A 17,184-nucleotide genomic window follows, 5' to 3' on the forward strand; every position below is an offset into this window, starting at 1 on the left:
GTGGGGCATTCTAGAAGAGGAAGCCCGCCCGGGACAAGCACCCGGCACCAGGCCGACATCATGATGTTTTTATCAGTATTTTCAAGCCGTTGCGAACGGGCCTCCGGCAACCTTTTCTTGCCGGGGGAGGCAGGGTAAACTGCGCCTACTTTTAACTGGCATGTAACAAAAAAACAATGAAAGTCCTGACCGTCGATTATCGCTCCCCCGACGCGGCCGAGCGCTTCACCGAATCCCTGCGCACCACCGGCTTCGGGGTGCTGACCCACCACCCCATCCCGAAGGAGCTGGTGCAGTCCATCTATGACAACTGGTATCGCTTCTTCATGAGCGAGCAGAAGCAGGCGTTCCTGTTCAACCGCGAGACCCAGGACGGCTACTTCCCGCCCTCGGTGTCCGAGGTGGCCAAGGGCAACACCCAGAAGGACATCAAGGAGTACTTCCACCTCTACCCCTGGGGCCAGATGCCGGAAGAGCTGAGGGCGCAGGCGATGGAGTACTACCGCCTCGCCAACGATCTCGCCGCCGAGCTGCTCTCCTGGGTGGAGCAATACACCCCGGCGGACATCGCCGCCCACTACAGCTGCCCGCTCTCCTCCATGATCGAAGAGAGCCAGAAGACCCTGCTGCGGGTGCTGCACTATCCGCCGTTCGACGGCACCGAGGAGCCGGGGGCCATCCGCGCCGCGGCCCATGAAGACATCAACCTGCTGACCATTTTGCCCGCCGCGAGCGAGCCCGGCCTGCAGGTGAAGGGCTCGGACGGGGAGTGGATGGACGTGCCCTGCGACTTTGGCACCCTGATCATCAACATAGGTGACATGCTGCAGGAGGCCTCCCGTGGCTATTACCCCTCCACCACCCACAGGGTCATCAACCCGACCGGCGGCAGTGCCGCCAAGTCCCGCATCTCCTTGCCGCTGTTCCTGCACCCCCGTCCGGACGTGGTGCTCTCCGAGCGCCACACCGCCCACAGCTACCTGATGGAGCGGCTGCGGGAGCTGGGGGTCATCTAATCCCGTCAGAGGCGATCAGACAGCAAACCGGAGCAAACCGCTCCGGTTTTTTATTTTGTGGCACGTTTGGTTGGTTATCCGAATTTTATTGGCAAATGATGCTAAAAGCTGAGTTTTATATCGAATATACGCCGAGTGATTGCGCGCCCCCGGGCGTACTCTGAGCGCCATTCCGGGCCCCGCTGGCGGGCCCCTCGATTGGAGTTCCCATGAAGCAGTCCCAATGGTCATCCCGGCTCGGTTACATCCTGGCCGCCGCAGGTTCGGCGGTCGGTCTCGGCGCCATCTGGAAGTTCCCCTATGTGACCGCCGCCAACGGTGGCGGCGCCTTCCTGCTGGTGTTCCTGCTGTTCAGCTTCACCCTGGGGGTGGCGGTGCTGATGGGGGAGACCTTGCTCGGCAGCCTGACCCGGCGCGGGGTGGTGGGGGCCTTCGGGGAACTGATGGGCAAGCGCTGGCGCTGGGTCGGCGCCATGGGCCTGCTGTGCAGCCTGCTCATCTTCAGCTTCTACAGCGTGGTGGGGGGCTGGACCCTGGGCTACACCGGCATGGCGCTGGCGGGAGAGTTGCAACAGGGGGACGGCGCCGCGCTGACCGCCCGCTTCAACGACTACGTCGGTGATCCGCTCTGGCCGGTGCTGACCCACCTGCTGTTCGCCGCCCTCACCTGGTGGTTCGTGCAGGGGGGCGTGCAGAAGGGGGTGGAGCGCACCCTGCGCTGGATGATGCCGGCCCTCTTCATCATGATCCTGCTGCTGGTGGCCTTCGGCCTCACCCTGCCCAATGCCATGGCCGGGGTGCGCCACTTCCTGATGCCTGACTTCAGCAAGCTCGGCATGTCCGGGGTGCTGGACGCCATGGGGCTGGCCTTCTTCTCCCTCTCCATTGGTCTGGGCATCCACACCACCTATGGCGCCTACCTGCCCTCCAGCGAAGGGGTGGGCCGCTCCAGTCTCTGGGTGGTGCTGCTGGCGAGCCTGATCGCCGTGCTGGCGGGCTTGATGATCTTCCCGGTGCTGGCGGCGACCGGCATAGATCCCGCCTCGGGGCCCGGCCTCACCTTCATGACCATGCCGGCGGTGTTCCAGCAACTGCCCTTCGGCCAGGGGCTGGGGGTGGTCTTCTTCGCCCTGCTGGTGGTGGCGGCGCTCTCCTCGGCCATCTCCCTGCTGGAGCACCTGCAGTGCTTCGTCTGCGAGGGCCTGGGCTGGTCGCGGCGGGCGGCTTGCAGCCTCATCACAGCCCTGGTGATGGCGGGGGGCATCCCGGTCAGCCTGTCGTTCGGCCCCTGGGCGCAGGTGACCCTGTTTGGCAAGAACATCTTCGAGCTGCTGGACTTCATCACCTCCAACCTGATGATGCCCCTGTTCGGGCTGGCCCTGACGCTGCTGCTGGGCTGGCAGCTCGGTCGCCGGGCGCTGCCCGCCGGGCTGGCACCGCACTGGCGGACTCTGCTGATGGGCTGCTGGCGCTGGCTGGCGCCCCTGCTCATCGGCGGCATCCTGGTGCGGGGTCTGCTGTAACCTCCCGCCGTGCGGGTGGGCCCCGGGCCTGCCCGTTGTCCGGGCAGAGAGAGGATCCTCGCTGGCAGGATTGACTGCCTCGAAAAATCCACGAAATAGCGGTTTTTCAAAACTTTGATTTATAGAGCGGCCATTTAATTGATAAATATTCTGTTTTGCGGGCAAAAATGGACTATTGGCTGTCAACTTCTCTTGCCGTGGTTTAGGCTGTGGCTCCTTTTTCGCGTCCAGGTTACCCACTGCATGTCACCCCTCATCGCCCTCACTGGTCGATTTTTCCGCTCGCAAGAGAGGTGACCCTGCACGCGCACTCAGTCTGAATGTTCATTGCAAAGGTCGCCCCCGGGCGGCCTTTTTGTTGCAACCCGGTCGTTGCGACCCAGGTTGCACTTACCCATGGAGTATCGATTCGATGTTGTCTTCCCCGGAGGTTGTATGAGCCAGGTTCAGTGGTCTTCCCGTCTCGGTCATGTGCTGGCGGCGGCCGGCACGGCCATCGGCCTTGGTGCCATCTGGAAGTTTCCCTATGTGACCGCCACCAATGGCGGCGGCGCCTTCCTGCTGGTGTTTCTGCTGTTCAGCTTCACCCTGGGGGTGGCGGTGCTGGTGGGTGAGACCCTGCTCGGCAGCCGCAGCCAGCGCGGGGTGCTCGGCGCCTTCCACAAGCTGGTGGGGCCTAACTGGCGCTGGATGGGCTACATGGGGATCCTGTGCGGCTTCTTCATCTACAGCTTCTACAGCGTGGTGGGGGGCTGGACCGTGGGCTATGCGGCGCTGGCTGTGGCGGGCAAGCTCAACCTCGGCGAGGGCGCGGCGCTGACCGCCCTGTTCAACGGCTATGTCAGCCATCCCTGGTGGCCTGTGCTGACCCATCTGGTCTTCGCCGGGCTCACCTGGTGGTTCGTGCAGGGGGGCATCCAGAAGGGCGTGGAGCGGGCGCTGCGCTGGATGATGCCGGCGCTCTTCATCATGATGCTGCTGCTGGTGGGAGTGGGTCTCTCCATGCCGGGGGCCATGGCGGGCGTGCGCCAGCTGCTGCTGCCGGACTTCTCCATGCTGACCGGCCAGAGCGTGCTGGATGCCCTGGGGCTGGCCTTCTTCTCCCTCTCCATCGGGCTCGGGGTACACACCACCTATGGCGCCTACCTGCCCAGCAGCGAAGGGGTGCTGCGCTCCGGGGTCTGGGTTGTGACCCTGGCGAGCCTCATCTCTGTGCTGGCGGGGCTGATGATCTTCCCGGCGCTGGCCTCCACCGGCATAGACCCCACCGCCGGCCCGGGTCTCACCTTCATGACCATGCCCGCGGTGTTCAGCCACCTGCCGTTCGGCCAGGGGCTGGGGGTGGTCTTCTTCCTGCTGCTGCTGGTGGCGGCGCTCTCCTCCTCCATCTCCATGCTGGAGCACCTGGTGCGCTTCACCTGCGAGGAGTGGGGCTGGTCGCGCCGTGGCGCCTGCCGGGTGCTGACCCTGCTGATCATGGCCTCCGGCATTCCGGTCAGCCTGTCGTTCGGCCCCTGGGCCGACTACACCCTGTTTGGCAAGACCATCTTCGACCTGTTGGACTACCTCACCTCCAACCTGATGATGCCCCTGTTCGGTCTGGTGCTGACCCTGCTGCTGGGCTGGCGGCTGGGGGAGACCATACTGCCCGGGGGGCTCTCCCCGACCCTGCGTCTGTGCCTGCTCTGGTGCTGGCGACTGGTGGCGCCGCTCTTGATCGGCGGGATCCTGGTGCGGGGTCTGATCTAGCCGTCGCCCCGTGGCGGCCCTTGGGCTCTGGCCGCCCCTAGCGGGGTGGGAGGGGGGAAAGCCTGGGGGCCAGATGAGATCGGATCTGCCGCAGCGTCTCCTGACAGGCGTCGGCATGCTGCCCCATGAAGGCGGCACTGTGGTTGAGGCGTAGCTCCAGCCTGTCCACCAGTTGTGCCACCGCCGGGGCCGCCATGCCGGCGGGCCAGCAGTGGGTGAGCAGCGTCAGCAGTTGCCAGGCATCCCCCGCCTGGGCGGGGAACGCCTCCTGCAGGGTCAGGGCACACTGCACGGCGAGCTGGTGCTGGCCCGCCGTCATGGCCTGTTGCCGCTGCTGGCGCAACTGGGCCAGGTGCTGCTCGCGCTGCTCCAGCTGCCGCTGGAGCTCCTCGACCACCTGGCGGATCAGCCGCTGCAACTGCGGGCTCTGCGCCACCGGCCCCCGGTACTGGCCCAGCTGGGCCAGATAGCGCCGGGCGTGGTGGGGCAGGCCGCAGAACTGGCTGACGGCCACGCCGAGCAACTGGTTGAGGTGATGGTCCCGCGCCGCCTCCGGCGGGTGCTTGGCCAGCAGCAGCAGGGCCTCGTCGAAGCGGTAATCCAGCCCCAGCATCAGGGCGCGTAGCAGGGCCTCCTCGTGGACCCGCAGGGTGCCCGCCTGCTGGCCGAGATCCGCGAGACCCTGTTGCAGTCCATGCGCCCTGGCCGCGACCGGGGGATGCCAGAGCACCGCCAGGGTGGCATCCAGCATGCAGCGCTCGACGGACTGGCGAAACTTCTGCTTGGGGAAGAAGCGCAGGGTGAAGTCGTCGGCTTGGGCCAGCACCTCCCCCTCCTCTTTGAGCAACAGGGCCAGCAAGATGGCGGTCTGGCGCCATTGTGGCTGCCAGGGACAGCGTTGCAGCAATCCCGTCAAGGTGTCCCAGGAGCTCTCCCACTGCGCCTCGTGCAGCAGGCAGGTGAGGGAGAGCTCCTGATGAATGGCGGGGGGCAACTTCTGCTGATTGCGGGCCAGATCCTTGCGGGCACTCTCCAGCCGGTTCAATCCGAGCAGGGCGAGGATCAACCCCTTGCGCGGCCACCAGGCGTCGTGTTCCGTGGTGCACATGGCGTAGTGCTGGGTGGCCTGAAAGTGATCCTGCTCCTGCAACAGCATGTAACCCTTGACCCTGTCCATCTGCGGCCCCAGCGCCTTGTTGCTGGCATGCCGGTAGAGCAGATCCTCGCACTGGGCGCAGGCGCTGCGCCACTCCCTGAGGGCCATGGGCGTCGCCAGGGGGCGGCTCAGGGTCGTCAGCGCCAGCAGTTCGTGCAGGCTGCGGCTCAACTGCTCGGTGGTGAAGGGCACAGCCAGGCGCAGGGCGAAATAGAGATCGGAGGGGGGATAATGGCCGGCATCATCGTCATGGTCCAGCAGCAGCAGTACGCAACCCGGCGTGAGCAGCCCCAGGTGGTGGGCCTCCTGCAGCAGGCGGACCCCCTCGCGGGCCTGGTGGTGATACTGGCGGCAGAGGATGGCATCGAACGACTGCTGGCGCAGCAGGGCTGGCAGGGTGGCGAGCTCTTTGCAATGGTGCAGCTGGGAGGGGGCCATCCCCTGGTCACTCAACCCCTGGGTGAGGGCCGAGCCCAGCATGGCATCGTCTTCGATCAGGAGGATCTGCATCTTCGACGCTCCTTCGCCGGTTGGGGTGGCGAGGTTGGATTCAAAAGTAGCCTCCACTGTCGTCCGGGAGCCGTGACGGGGTCAATACCTCACTTGGGTCAGTGGTGAGCTGGCGGGGCCGCAAGGCTCACGCACACTTAGCCCGGACAGGGCCCCGGCGTCGGCAGGCCTCACTGCAACCCCTGCCCCCTGGCGGAGAAGGGACAGTCGCGCTGGTGGATGCGCTGGCTGCCCTGCTGGCCGCTCCCCTGCCAGGCGAGCTCGAGCTGGCCGAGGCGACCGAGGTGGCGCAGCTCGAACTCGTAGCGCAGGCAGGGGTTGTCCGTGGGCAGCCGGGTCATGGACGCCGGCAGGCGGTAGTCGTAGCGCAGCAGAGGGCCGTCCTGCAGCCGGCTCTGGGCGGGCACCAGGCCCTCCGCCGTGGGGGAGGGGGCGCTCAGGTAGCGGCGCAGGGCCAGGGGCGCGTCTATGGCCTTCTGGTAGTGGAGCCCGTTCATGGCGGCCAGCTCCTCCTCCAGCCTTGTCAGCTCCCCTTCCAGGCCACTCAGGGCCTGGCCCAGCTGCTGATGGCTGGGGGAGGCGCAGCCTCCCAGCAGCAGGGTGACGAGCAGCAGGGCGGGGCGGACGGGCGGCATGGTCACTCCTTCGGGATCAGGGCCACAGACTATAGCAGGGGATTGGTGGGCGGCGCCGCGCGCAGCAGCCCGGCGAGGCGCTCCAGCCCCTCGGCGACGCGGGCGTCGGTGGCGGGCTGGCTCAGGCTCAGGCGCACCCCTTGTGGGGCGGCAAACTGGCCGGCGGCAAAGTGTTCTCCGCTCGCAACCCCGACGTCAAGGGCGTTGGCCGCCTCGGCGAACTCCTGACTGCGCCAGGGCTCGGGCAGCGGCAACCAGGCGTGCATGGAACCCGGCTGCCAGCGGGCCCCCGACAGCAGGTGGCGCAGCAGCTCCCCCCGACGCGCCAGGATTTTTCGCTGTTGTTCGATGAGCGGCATGATCTGGCGCTGGCTCACCAGCTTGCAGGCCAGCTCGATGAGCAGGGGGCTCACCATCCAGCTCGACAGCCGCATGGCCTGGGCGAAGCCGTTGCGAAGGGCGGGGGGAGTCAGCACGAAGCCGACCCTCAGGCCGCCGCAGGCGATCTTGGCCAGGCTGCCGAGGTAGATGACCCGCTCCGGCGCCAGGTTGACCAGGGGCGGCAGCATCTCCTCGGGCAGCAGGCCGTTGACGTCGTCCTCGACGATCAGCAGATCGTGGCGGCGGGCGATGGCGACGATTTCCTCCCGCCGCGCCAGGCTCATGGTGGCCGTGGTGGGATTCTGCAGTGTGGGGGTCAGGTAGAGCAGCTTGGCCCGCCGCTGGCGGCAGGCGGCCTCCAGGGCGGCGGGGATCAGCCCCTCCTCGTCCATCGCCAGCCCCATCACCTGATTCTTCAGCTGACGCGCATTGCCCAGCATGCCGGGGTAGCTGAGCCCCTCGCAGAAGAGGGTCTCCCCCACGCAGCCGGTGGCCAGCAGGGCCAGCATGATGCCGTGCTGGGCCCCATGGCTGAACAGCAGCCTCTCCTCGCTTCCCCGGATGCCCTGCTCGGCGAGCCAGTCGATGAACAGCTGGCGCTGCGGGGCACGCCCCGCCTCCTTGTCATAGCCGAGCAGGCCGTTGAGATCCCCGTCCGCCAGTTCGGTCAGCATGGGCTTGATGATGGCGGCCCTGTCCAGCTGCACCGGCAGGTTCTGCCACAGCTCGATGCGGTGATTGTCCTCGTTGCGGATCACCCATTCGTTGGCCGGATCCGCCGCGGCCCTGACCCAGGTGCCATGACCCACCCTGGCCGCCAGCAGACCCCGCCGCTCGGCCTCCGTGTAGGCCCGGGTGATGGTGCCCACCGTCACCCCCAGCCGGTCCGCCAGCGCCCTGTGGGTGGGCAGCCGGGTCTGGGGAGGCAGGGCGCCATCGGCAATGGCCTGCTCGATGGCCTTGACCAGTTTCAGGTAGAGGGGCCCCTCGAAGGGGGTGAGGTCGGGCGTCCAGATTGTCATGGTGACAATAAATCCATTGATCCAATATTGTCCCCAATATAGCGTGATATTCAGCCTGTTAACAACCAAATAGCTCACATTGTACCGATACAATGTGGCGAGAAAGGAGTCACCTCATGACCATCGAATGGTACGCCACCCTGTTTGGCTTCGCCCTGCTCACCTGCGGCACCCCGGGGCCCAACAACCTCATGCTGACGGCATCCGGCGCCAACTTCGGGGTGCGTCGCACCCTGCCACACCTCATCGGGGTGACGGTCGGCCAGCCCGTGCTGCAACTGGTGCTGGCGCTCGGCTTCTATCCGCTGTTCGAACGCTGGCCCCTGCTCAAGCTGAGCCTGCAGGTGCTCGGCAGCCTCTATCTGCTGTGGCTGGCCTGGCGCATCGCGGTGGCCGGTGCCCCAGGGGATCCGGCAAGACGCGCCCGCCCGCTGACCCTGCTGGAAGGGCTGGGCTTCCAGTTCCTCAATCCCAAGGCCTGGATGATGGGGATCTCCGCCATCAGTCTGTTCAGCCTGCCGGGGAGCGACTACTGGGCGAGCATGTGGGGCATCATGTCGGTCTTCCCCATGGCGGGGCTGCCGGTCTGCTTTGCCTGGGTGCTGTTCGGTCATCAGCTCAGTCGCTGGATCAACTCGGACAAGGGGTGGCGCCGCCTCAATGGCAGCCTGGGGGCCCTCACCGCCCTGTGCGTGGTGATGCTCTGGTATTAATGAGCGCCTGATTATTCATGCAAAGAAAATGCATTGCTGACCTTGTCGTCAGGGCAGAGGCTCTGCATATTAGGAGGCTTGCCGCGCTCTTGCCGTACTAAGGATGAGATTGAGATGGATCTGAACTGGTTGTTCCCCCTGGCGGGCTTTGCCCTGATCACCTGTGGCACCCCGGGCCCCAACAACATGCTGCTCACCAGCGCCGGGGCCGCTCAGGGATTTCGCCGCTCCATTCCCCTGCTGGTGGGGGTGGTGGGGGGCATCAACCTGATGATCCTGGCCACGGCCCTGGGGCTGGGGGTGATGTTCGAGAAGGTGCCGCTGCTGCACGACGGCCTCAAGCTGGTGGGTTCGGCCTACCTGCTCTGGCTGGCCTGGAAGGTGGCCAATGCCAGCGGCCCGGCGGATGGCAGCCGGCCGCTTATTCCGGCCCATCAGGGGGCCATGTTGCAGTTGCTCAACCCCAAGGCCTGGATGATGGCGCTCTCCGCCATCAGCGGCTTCACCCTGGCGGGGGAGGCTTACTGGCCGTCCGCCGGCTGGGTGCTCGGCATCTTCTTCGTGACCGGCCTCTACACGGGGGCCTTCTGGGTGCTGTTCGGTGCCCAGGTGCGCCGCCTCATCCGTACCGCCAGAGGCTGGCGTCGTTTTAACCTCGGCATGGGGATCGCCACGGCGGCCTGCGTGCTGATGATCTGGGTTTAGGCCCTGGCCTGAGCCTTTACCGGCTGTCTTGTTGGCCCTTCGGGGCCTTTTTTGTTTCCCCGGCGGCGCGGCATGGCGCTCGCGTCGCCCAGTGCCAGCATGGTGGCAAGGAGGTCTAATGAAATGTATCGGTCTGCTGGGTGGCATGAGCTGGGAGTCCACCGTCAGCTACTACCAGGCGCTCAACCGGGGCGTGCGGGGGCGGCTCGGCGGTCTGCACTCGGCACGGGTGTTGCTCAATAGCGTCGATTTTGCCGAGATAGAGCGGCTGCAACATGCCGGTGATTGGCCCGCCACCGCCCGTCTGCTGGCGGCCGAGGCCCGGGCACTCCAGGCCGGTGGCGCCGATTTCCTGATGATAGGGACCAACACCATGCACAAGGTGGCGCCCGAGATCGCCGCCGCCATCGAGATCCCGCTGCTGCACATCGCCGACGCCACCGCCCGCCGCCTGCTGGCCGACGGGGTGACCCGGGTCGGCTTGCTCGGTACCCGCTTCACCATGGAGCAGGATTTCTACAAGGGGCGGCTGGAGGCGCAGTTCGGGCTGGAGGTGCTGGTGCCCGGTGACGCCGCGCGGGAGCGGGTGCACCGCATCATCTATGACGAGCTCTGCCTCGGCGACATTCGCGAGTCGTCGCAGGCCGAATACCTGGCCATCATCGCCGATCTGGCCCGGGCCGGGGCCCAGGCCGTGATCCTGGGCTGCACCGAAATCGCCCTGCTGGTGGGGGAGTGCCAGGCCGCCGTGCCGCTCTACGACACCACCGCCATTCACGCCGACGCCGCCGTGGCGTGGGCGCTGGAGTAGGGCAGGGAGAGACAGGATCCCGTGGAGGCGCTGCGGCGCCTCCTCTCTTTCTTTCCCCTCATCCCCCCGATCCTGACTGTGAGTCAGCCTTCACTTCAGCAAGCCGATCGACGCTTTTATTGTCAAACGGCTCACATTTCCCCCTTTTGACTCTTGAGTCTGGTGCGTCGGGCGCCTAGTTTTCGATAACTGAAACGATTCAGCTATCACCAAAAACAAGAGACACGAGGATAAAGCCATGTTGAAGAGACTCTCCATTGCCGTGCTGCTCGCCTTGGGCACCACCGCGGGCCAGGCCGCCGAGTTCCTGCTGACCGACGCCCAGCAGGGACTGGATGTAGGGGACTGGAAGATCACCAGCGACAAGCTGGGGATCAAGAGCCCGGTCCCCTTCTCCATCGAGAAGAGGCGCCTGCACGGCGGGCGCCAGGAGGGGGTGGATCTGCTCATCGTCGACAACGGGGTGATGAAGATCACCCTGGTGCCGACCCGTGGCATGGGGATCAAGGAGGTCAAAGGGGCCGATCTGCGCCTGGGTTGGGATTCCCCGGTCAAGGAGGTGGTCAACCCGGCCTTCATCGATCTGGAGAGCCGCGCCGGTCTCGGCTGGCTCGATGGCTTCAACGAGATGCTGGTGCGCTGTGGCTACGAGTGGACCGGTCACCCCGGGGTGGATGACGATGGCCGCCTCAAGAGCCTGCACGGCCGGGTGCAGAACATACCGGCGTCCGTGGTCAGTGTGACAGTGGACGAGGAGCCGCCCTACGCCATTCACGTGCGGGGCCGGGTGGACGAGCGCACCTTCAAGATGAGCGAGCTGGTCACCTGGACCCAGCTGAGCGTAGTGCCCGGTCAGGCGGAATTTGCCCTGCAGGACAAGCTGACCAACCACGCCGACTACGAGAACGAGTACCAGATCATCTATCACGGCAACTTCGGGGCCCCCATCCTGGAGGAGGGGGCGCGCGTCAGCACCCCGGTGAAGCAGATCTCTCCGTTCAACGACTACGCCAAGGGGGGGCTCAAGGGCTGGCAAACCTATCTGGGGCCGACCAAGGGCTTCGACGAGATGGTGTTCAACCTGGTGCCCTACAGCGATGCCGAGGGCAATACCCTGGCGGTGCTGAACAACAAGGCGGGCAGCGTCGGGGTGGCGGTGGGTTACAACACGCACCAGTTGCCTGTGCTGACCCTGTGGAAGAACACAGACACCCGGGCCCAGGGCTATGTGACCGGCATAGAGCCAGGCACCAGCTATGCCTACAGCACCAAGTACCAGCGTCCGCTGGGGCTGGTGCCCAAGATCCAGCCTGGGGAGACCAAGACCTTCGACTTGACCTATCGCCTGCTGCGCAATGGGGAGGAGGTGAAGCAGGCCCTGGCCCAGGTTGAGAAGATCCAGGACGGCCGCCCCACCGAGCTGCGGGAGCAGCCTCTGGTCAAGCTGCCCTGAGTCACAGGCAGACAGCAAAAAGCCGCTCCATGAGCGGCTTTTTCATGCCAGATGAGGGATCAGCCGTAGCTGGACTCAGACATGGCTATACATGGCCTCTATCTCGCTCTGGTACTTGGATTCGATGATCTTGCGGCGCAGCTTCATGGTGGGGGTGATCTCCCCGAGCTCCATGGAGAAGGCGCTCGGCAGCAGGGTGAACTTCTTCACCTGCTCGAACTTGGCCAGCTCCTGTTGCAGATCCGCGATCCGTGCCTCGAAGAACTCCACCACCTTGGAGTGGCGCAGCAGCTCGGTCTTGCACTGGTACTGCAGGTTGATGGAGCGGGCGTACTCCTCCAGGGACTCGAAGCAGGGGACGATCAACGCCGAGACGAAGTGGCGGGCGTCGGCGACGATGGCGATCTGCTCGATGAAGCGATCCTTGCCCAGGGTCCCCTCCACCAGTTGCGGCGCCACGTACTTGCCGTTGGAGGTCTTCATCAGCTCCTTGAGGCGCTCGGTGAAGTAGATGTTGCCCTCGTCGTCCAGCTCGCCGGCATCGCCGGTACGCAGGAAGCCATCCGCCGTCATCACCTCGGCCGTGGCCTCCGGCTTGTTGTAGTAGCCGCGCATCACCGTGGGCGAGCGCACCAGCAGCTCGTTGTTCTCCCCGAGTTTGACCTCTATGCCCTCCATGACGGTACCGATGGAACCCAGCTTGAACTGGCTCTCCTCGTAGCAGCAGACGGTGGCCGTGGTCTCTGTCATGCCGTAGCCGTACTTGAGGTTGAGCCCCATGGCCTGGAAGAAGAGGTTGACGTCATCCGCGAGGCGGGCGCCCGCCACCGGGAGGAAGCGGGTGCGGCCGCCGAAGCGGGCACGCAGCTTGCGAAACACCAGCCGCTCGGCCAGGGCCAGCTGCAGGTAGAGCAGGGGGGAGGCGGACTTGCCCGCCTGGCGGGTGGCGACCATCCGCTTGCCAACCCCGGTGGCCCAGCCGAACAGGGCACGGCGCAGGCGCGGCGCCTGGGCAACTTTGGCCTGGATCATGGCGTAGGCCTTTTCGTAGAGACGCGGCACGGCGCACATCACGGTCGGCTTCACCTCGCCAATCACCTCCATCACCTTCTGCGGATCGCGGATATAGACGTTCTCGGCGCCGCAATAGAGTACGTAGTAGCTCCAGGCGCGCTCGAACACGTGGCTCAGCGGCAGCATGCAGAGGGACACGTCCTGCTCGCCAAGATCCAGGCGGCGATCGTGCATCTCGAAGCAGGCGGCGATGTTGTTGAAGTCGAGCATGACCCCCTTGGGTTCACCCGTGGTGCCCGAGGTGTAGATCAGGGTCAGCAGATCGTCCATGCGGTAGTGCTGCTCGCGCTCCCTCAGCGCCTGCTCGCTCGGCTGATGGTTGCCGGAGACCAGGAAGCTCTGGAAGTGGCTCGCCTGCTCGCAGCCACGCAGATCGACGGTGCCGTCCAGGGTGACTATCTGGTTGATCTCGCCGCTCTCGAGCAGCAGGAGCGCCTGATCGAACTGGGGCTGTTCCCCCACGAACAGCAGCTTGATGCCGGCATCCTTTACGATGTAGCGCAGCTGATCCAGCGTGCTGGTGGGGTAGATGGGCACGCTGACGCCACGGGCGGCCAGGATGCCGAGATCGGCCTGGGTCCACTCCGGCATGTTGCGGGCATAGATGCCGACCATCTCGGTGGGCTGGTGGCCGGCGCGGATCAGCGCCTGGGCACAGTAGTCCATGGCCTGGCCCAGGGTGCGCCAGCCGATGGCGCGCCACTGGCCATCCTGCTGGACGCGCAGGGCGGCCTTGTTGCCAAGGCGGGCAATACGCTCACGCATCACTCTAACCAGATGAAGCTGCGACATCTAAATCATCCTCAAGTAACAGTTGTGCGCCCGCAGGGGCACTAAAATCGGGGCTGGAGTTTAAACTCTAACATTACAGCTTACAAGTGTGCGCCATTTGTCCTGGATCACAAAGTCGTCAACTCGGGGAGAGTCAGGCATGATAAGGGCAAGGGTCGGATTCATTCAGGGAGGTGCGCCATGGGGATCGGGGTCAAGAGTCTGTTGACGGGCATGTTGTTGCTGCTGGCGGGAGCCGGCGCACTCTGGTTCCTCCTTGGCGGATCCGAGGGGCAGGACAACCCCTGGCTGAGCGGGGCCGAGGGTTATGAGCAGGCGCAGCGGCTGGCGCTGAGGGAAGGATACCCCCTGCTCTACGTGATAGAGCGCGCCAAATGCCGACGCTGCAAGGCGCTCGATAGCGAGCTCTGGCGTGCCCCCGAGATGCAGTCCGCCCTGGCGGGGCTGGCCAAGGTGCGGCTCAACCCGGATGCGGGGGATGGCAGCGAGCACATATTGCGGCGCTTCCCCCAGGTGGCGACCGCCCCCGGCATCTATGTGCAGCGACCGGGGGAGCCGCTTCGGCCCATCAAGGTGGCGGTGGATATCCAGCAGATCTGGATGCCAGGGGTCACCTACGGGCGCGGCTTCTTCATGCCGCTCTCGGGGGCCGCCTTCGAGGCGGTGCTGAGGGTCACCCTCAGCCTGGAGGATCCCGCCATCGACAATGCCCCCCTGCCCTGAGGGGCGGCTGGGGAGCGGGATGAGGGTAGACACGACAAGGGGGCTGCACGGCCCCCTTGTCTGTTGCGGGCGGTCTCTTAGCCGAAGTCGAACAGGCGGGACATCAGCACGGCATCCTCCCGATCCTGGCCGGTGCCGTAGTAGTCGGTGCGGCGGCAATACTCGGCAAACCCCTCGCTCTCGTAGAGGCCGATGGCGGTACGGTTGCCCGCCCGCACCTCCAGGAACCAGGCCTCGGCCCCCTTCGCCTTGCTGCGGGCCAGATACTCCTTGAGCAGGGCCCGACCCAGCCCCTTGCCCTGAAACTCGGGGTGCACGCAGATGTTCATCAGCGAGCTGTCTCCCGCCACCAGATCCGAGATATAGAAACCGGCGGGACGGCCCTCCACCAGCATCAGGCCGTTGAGATAGCGCAGCCCGAAGCAGGAGAGCAGGTTGGCCTGGCTCCAGGGCTCCTGGTGGGCGGCCCGCTCTATGGGATAGATGGCATCGAAATCGGATTCGAGCAGGGGACGAAAGCTGGGCAAGAGGTCAGACATGGTTACTCCGGACGGGATTCGGACTTGCGACGGACGGCATGGTCATGCCATGGTCGTGGCTTCAAGGATCTTGGCGGCTGGCCGGTTCAACCTGGCTGGCGCTGCCGGCACTGCTGCCAGAGGGCGCGCTTGTGCGCCGGGCCTGGCTTGAGCGGGCAGACGAGGGCATGGGGCCAGCGCGGATCCGGGGCCGTCAGCCAGAGCAGGGGGGGCGTCACCCCCTCGGGCAGCTCGCCGAGCAAGGATACCTCGTCCGTGCCTATGCCGAGCCACTGGCAGATGTCCCCGAGCAAAGAGGGCGCGGGCAGCGCCTCGGCCTGCAGCCAGAGCTTGCCGGTCGGCACCGCCACCGGCTGGTGTGGGGTCGCCGCATCCTCTGCCGCCGGGGTCACCTGCGGCTGCCGGGCTGCCGCAGCGTCTGCCGGTTGGTCTGGCAGGCCCCGGGCTCTCAGTTGCCAGAGGGGGATGCCCATCCGGGCCAGGATGCGCTGACGCAGTGGGTCCAGCAGGGGATCTTGCATGCGAAGGCTCACTCTTGATCTGCGTTGGGGTAAATTCTGATGCGCAGAGTACACTCTCGCAGGTTTTGCTGCACCCCCTTGCGTGCCGGGATTGTCCCGCCGGGGCCGTGCTGTCCCGACCCCGACCGCGGGATGACCAGATTCAACAGACCATGACAGTGAGGCGGGGCCTGAGGCCGGACCCCGTGGACACCATGACAATACCAGCTTCGGAACTGTGCCTATGCCGCCTTTAGCCCAGAATACTGTTCGTGCCACCCCCATCCATGAGCGCCTGCCACGGCTGCTGGCTGCCCTCGGGGAGGGGCTCTATGAGCGCCAGGACGCCCTGCGGCTCGGCCTGCTGGCGGCCTTGAGTGGCGAGAGCGTCTTCCTGCTTGGCCCCCCCGGCATCGCCAAGAGCCTGATCGCGCGGCGCCTCAAGCTCGCCTTTCACGATGCCCGTCACTTCGAATACCTGATGACCCGCTTCAGCACGCCGGAGGAGGTGTTCGGCCCCCTCTCCATCCAGGCGCTCAAGGAGGATGGCAAGTACCTGAGGCTGACGCACGGCTACCTGCCGGAGGCCGAGGTGGTCTTCCTCGACGAGATCTGGAAGGCGGGCCCGGCCATCCTCAACACCCTGCTCACCGCCATCAACGAGCGGCAGTTCCGCAACGGCGACAGCCAGCACCCCATTCCCATGCGGCTGCTGGTGACCGCCTCGAACGAGCTGCCCGCCCCGGACAGCGGGCTGGAGGCGCTCTACGATCGCATGCTGGTGCGGATCTGGATGGACAGGGTGCAGGAGAAATCCAACTTCCAGGCCATGCTGGCGAGCGATGGCCAATCCCACCAGAACCTGACTCCCTCGGTGCAGATCCGGGGGGAGGAGTACGAGGCCTGGCAGCAGGAGATCGAGCAGGTGCGCCTGCCCGACGCCTGTTTCGAGCTCATCTACCAGCTGCGCCAGCAGCTCGACAGCCAGCTCGGCCACGGCTGCTATGTGTCGGATCGGCGCTGGAAGAAGGCGGTCAGGCTCATCAAGGCGAGCGCCTTCTTCAACGGCCGCGACGAAGTGGCCCCGCTGGATCTGCTGCTGTTCAAGGATTGCCTCTGGCACGACGAGGCCTCCCGCACCGCCTTGCTGGAGATGATAGGGGAGTTCTCCCGCCTCTACGGCTACCAGCAACTGGTGCTGACCCGTGAGCTGCTGGCCCTGCGTGAGCGGTTCAAGCAACTCAAGGGGGCGGTTGCCCAGCGACTCGGCTGCAAGGCGGTCAAGCGCAAGCAGTGGTTCGGCCGCCGCGCCCGCGGCACCGAGTTGCCGCTGGCCAACGCCAAACCCTTCGGCAAGCAGGTGCACTTCCACCTGCTCACCCCGGCGCCCCTGGATGGGGGGGATCCCGATCGCCTGACCGAGACCCTCACCTTCGATCGCACCCTGCTCTCCCACTGGCACCCCACCGGGGAGGCGCTGGTGGGCTGGCCCCTCGGCAACCCCAAGGAGGGGCACTACGAGCTGGTGCTGGACGAGCAGTTGCGGCTGCAGGTGCTGGATGTCCAGCGCCAGCCCGTGCCCCTGGTGCTGGTGGAGCGAACCCCCATCCCCGAGGTGGTGACGGCCCCCTGGCAGGCCGAGCTCGGTGAGTTGGCGAGCCAGGTTGTCCGGGTGCAGCAGAGCCTCAAGGGGCAGCGCAGCCTGTTCGATCGTCACCAGCCCCACCTGTTTGTCGGGGAGCACTGGCTGCGCCAGGTGGAGGACAGCTTCTTCGTGCTGAACCGGGACCTGGAACGGCTGGGCGAGGAGCTGCAGCAGTGGCGGGATCGCCTGCCCGGGCTGGATGCCTGATGCGCTCCGGACTGACGCCGCCACCAGCCC

General features: G+C 65.8%; 15 protein-coding genes. 9 read left to right on the plus strand and 6 right to left on the minus strand.

The genetic code is table 11. The annotated features are described in order from the left end of the window. Positions 1–176: 176 nt before the first annotated feature. The 3 genes from AAHB08_RS11860 (at position 177) to AAHB08_RS11870 (ending at position 4,288) form a co-directional block, all read left to right on the plus strand. Positions 177–1,016, plus strand: coding sequence for an isopenicillin N synthase family dioxygenase (locus AAHB08_RS11860; protein ID WP_043128396.1), 840 nt, complete (start codon positions 177–179; stop codon positions 1,014–1,016). Positions 1,017–1,225: 209 nt separating this feature from the next. Beyond that, positions 1,226–2,539 (plus strand): sodium-dependent transporter, encoded by a 1,314-nt coding sequence (locus tag AAHB08_RS11865; protein WP_319916992.1) that lies wholly within the window; start codon positions 1,226–1,228, stop codon positions 2,537–2,539. A 435-nt stretch (positions 2,540–2,974) separates the two neighbouring features. Then, entirely contained in the window at positions 2,975–4,288 is a 1,314-nt protein-coding gene (locus AAHB08_RS11870) for a sodium-dependent transporter (RefSeq protein ID WP_342059018.1), read from the plus strand. A gap of 37 nt (positions 4,289–4,325) precedes the next feature. On the opposite strand, the gene AAHB08_RS11875 is transcribed toward AAHB08_RS11870, so the two are convergent. The 3 genes from AAHB08_RS11875 to AAHB08_RS11885 all read right to left on the minus strand — a co-directional run bounded on the left by AAHB08_RS11875 (position 4,326) and on the right by AAHB08_RS11885 (position 7,992). Then, positions 4,326–5,954, minus strand: coding sequence for a hypothetical protein (locus AAHB08_RS11875; RefSeq protein ID WP_342059019.1), 1,629 nt, complete (start codon positions 5,952–5,954; stop codon positions 4,326–4,328). Between the two features lie 170 nt (positions 5,955–6,124). Then, the gene (locus AAHB08_RS11880; RefSeq protein WP_342059020.1) at positions 6,125–6,589 is read right to left on the minus strand and encodes a hypothetical protein; all 465 of its coding nucleotides are present in this window, start codon (positions 6,587–6,589) and stop codon (positions 6,125–6,127) included. Between the two features lie 29 nt (positions 6,590–6,618). Beyond that, the gene (locus tag AAHB08_RS11885; protein ID WP_342059021.1) at positions 6,619–7,992 is read right to left on the minus strand and encodes an aminotransferase-like domain-containing protein; all 1,374 of its coding nucleotides are present in this window, start codon (positions 7,990–7,992) and stop codon (positions 6,619–6,621) included. Positions 7,993–8,108: 116 nt separating this feature from the next. Here AAHB08_RS11885 and AAHB08_RS11890 point away from each other — a divergent pair, with 116 nt between their 5' ends. From AAHB08_RS11890 to AAHB08_RS11905, 4 genes are all read left to right on the plus strand, one after another. After that, a complete protein-coding gene (locus tag AAHB08_RS11890) occupies positions 8,109–8,705 on the plus strand; it encodes a LysE family translocator (RefSeq protein WP_139439689.1) in 597 nt (198 codons plus the stop codon). Between the two features lie 114 nt (positions 8,706–8,819). Further along, positions 8,820–9,410: a LysE family translocator gene (locus tag AAHB08_RS11895; RefSeq protein ID WP_139439688.1), complete on the plus strand. Its 591-nt coding sequence runs from the start codon at positions 8,820–8,822 to the stop codon at positions 9,408–9,410. A gap of 118 nt (positions 9,411–9,528) precedes the next feature. Continuing rightward, on the plus strand, positions 9,529–10,221 hold the full coding sequence (locus AAHB08_RS11900; RefSeq protein ID WP_342059022.1) for an aspartate/glutamate racemase family protein: 693 nt from the start codon (positions 9,529–9,531) through the stop codon (positions 10,219–10,221). A 238-nt stretch (positions 10,222–10,459) separates the two neighbouring features. Beyond that, positions 10,460–11,674 carry an aldose 1-epimerase family protein gene (locus tag AAHB08_RS11905; protein ID WP_342059023.1) on the plus strand — a complete coding sequence of 405 codons (1,215 nt, stop codon included), beginning with the start codon at positions 10,460–10,462 and terminating at the stop codon, positions 11,672–11,674. Between the two features lie 75 nt (positions 11,675–11,749). On the opposite strand, the gene AAHB08_RS11910 is transcribed toward AAHB08_RS11905, so the two are convergent. Then, entirely contained in the window at positions 11,750–13,540 is a 1,791-nt protein-coding gene (locus AAHB08_RS11910; RefSeq protein ID WP_202047864.1) for an AMP-dependent synthetase/ligase, read from the minus strand. A 180-nt stretch (positions 13,541–13,720) separates the two neighbouring features. Between AAHB08_RS11910 and AAHB08_RS11915 the strand changes: the two genes are divergently transcribed. After that, positions 13,721–14,263 (plus strand): hypothetical protein, encoded by a 543-nt coding sequence (locus AAHB08_RS11915; protein WP_139439684.1) that lies wholly within the window; start codon positions 13,721–13,723, stop codon positions 14,261–14,263. Between the two features lie 77 nt (positions 14,264–14,340). Here AAHB08_RS11915 and rimI read toward each other — a convergent pair whose 3' ends face one another. Continuing rightward, positions 14,341–14,790 (minus strand): ribosomal protein S18-alanine N-acetyltransferase, encoded by a 450-nt coding sequence (gene rimI, locus AAHB08_RS11920; RefSeq protein ID WP_342059050.1) that lies wholly within the window; start codon positions 14,788–14,790, stop codon positions 14,341–14,343. A 98-nt stretch (positions 14,791–14,888) separates the two neighbouring features. Further along, a complete protein-coding gene (locus AAHB08_RS11925; protein ID WP_342059024.1) occupies positions 14,889–15,323 on the minus strand; it encodes a hypothetical protein in 435 nt (144 codons plus the stop codon). A 223-nt stretch (positions 15,324–15,546) separates the two neighbouring features. Between AAHB08_RS11925 and AAHB08_RS11930 the strand changes: the two genes are divergently transcribed. Beyond that, entirely contained in the window at positions 15,547–17,154 is a 1,608-nt protein-coding gene (locus AAHB08_RS11930) for an ATPase RavA domain-containing protein (RefSeq protein WP_342059025.1), read from the plus strand. Positions 17,155–17,184: the final 30 nt, after the last annotated feature.

Source organism: Aeromonas sp. OTU364 (genome assembly GCF_038440395.1).
Classification (GTDB): domain Bacteria; phylum Pseudomonadota; class Gammaproteobacteria; order Enterobacterales; family Aeromonadaceae; genus Aeromonas.

What these genes read in the sequence shown, in the direction of transcription:
- AAHB08_RS11930 (WP_342059025.1), top strand. Translation starts at nt 15,547, where the DNA reads ATGCCGCCTTTAGCCCAGAATACTGTTCGTGCCACCCCCATCCATGAG.
- AAHB08_RS11870 (WP_342059018.1), top strand. Translation starts at nt 2,975, where the DNA reads ATGAGCCAGGTTCAGTGGTCTTCCCGTCTCGGTCATGTGCTGGCGGCG.
- AAHB08_RS11875 (WP_342059019.1), bottom strand. Translation starts at nt 5,954, where the DNA reads ATGCAGATCCTCCTGATCGAAGACGATGCCATGCTGGGCTCGGCCCTC.
- AAHB08_RS11860 (WP_043128396.1), top strand. Translation starts at nt 177, where the DNA reads ATGAAAGTCCTGACCGTCGATTATCGCTCCCCCGACGCGGCCGAGCGC.
- AAHB08_RS11890 (WP_139439689.1), top strand. Translation starts at nt 8,109, where the DNA reads ATGACCATCGAATGGTACGCCACCCTGTTTGGCTTCGCCCTGCTCACC.
- AAHB08_RS11895 (WP_139439688.1), top strand. Translation starts at nt 8,820, where the DNA reads ATGGATCTGAACTGGTTGTTCCCCCTGGCGGGCTTTGCCCTGATCACC.
- AAHB08_RS11865 (WP_319916992.1), top strand. Translation starts at nt 1,226, where the DNA reads ATGAAGCAGTCCCAATGGTCATCCCGGCTCGGTTACATCCTGGCCGCC.
- AAHB08_RS11900 (WP_342059022.1), top strand. Translation starts at nt 9,529, where the DNA reads ATGAAATGTATCGGTCTGCTGGGTGGCATGAGCTGGGAGTCCACCGTC.
- AAHB08_RS11885 (WP_342059021.1), bottom strand. Translation starts at nt 7,992, where the DNA reads ATGACAATCTGGACGCCCGACCTCACCCCCTTCGAGGGGCCCCTCTAC.
- AAHB08_RS11910 (WP_202047864.1), bottom strand. Translation starts at nt 13,540, where the DNA reads ATGTCGCAGCTTCATCTGGTTAGAGTGATGCGTGAGCGTATTGCCCGC.
- AAHB08_RS11880 (WP_342059020.1), bottom strand. Translation starts at nt 6,589, where the DNA reads ATGCCGCCCGTCCGCCCCGCCCTGCTGCTCGTCACCCTGCTGCTGGGA.
- AAHB08_RS11925 (WP_342059024.1), bottom strand. Translation starts at nt 15,323, where the DNA reads ATGCAAGATCCCCTGCTGGACCCACTGCGTCAGCGCATCCTGGCCCGG.
- AAHB08_RS11915 (WP_139439684.1), top strand. Translation starts at nt 13,721, where the DNA reads ATGGGGATCGGGGTCAAGAGTCTGTTGACGGGCATGTTGTTGCTGCTG.
- AAHB08_RS11905 (WP_342059023.1), top strand. Translation starts at nt 10,460, where the DNA reads ATGTTGAAGAGACTCTCCATTGCCGTGCTGCTCGCCTTGGGCACCACC.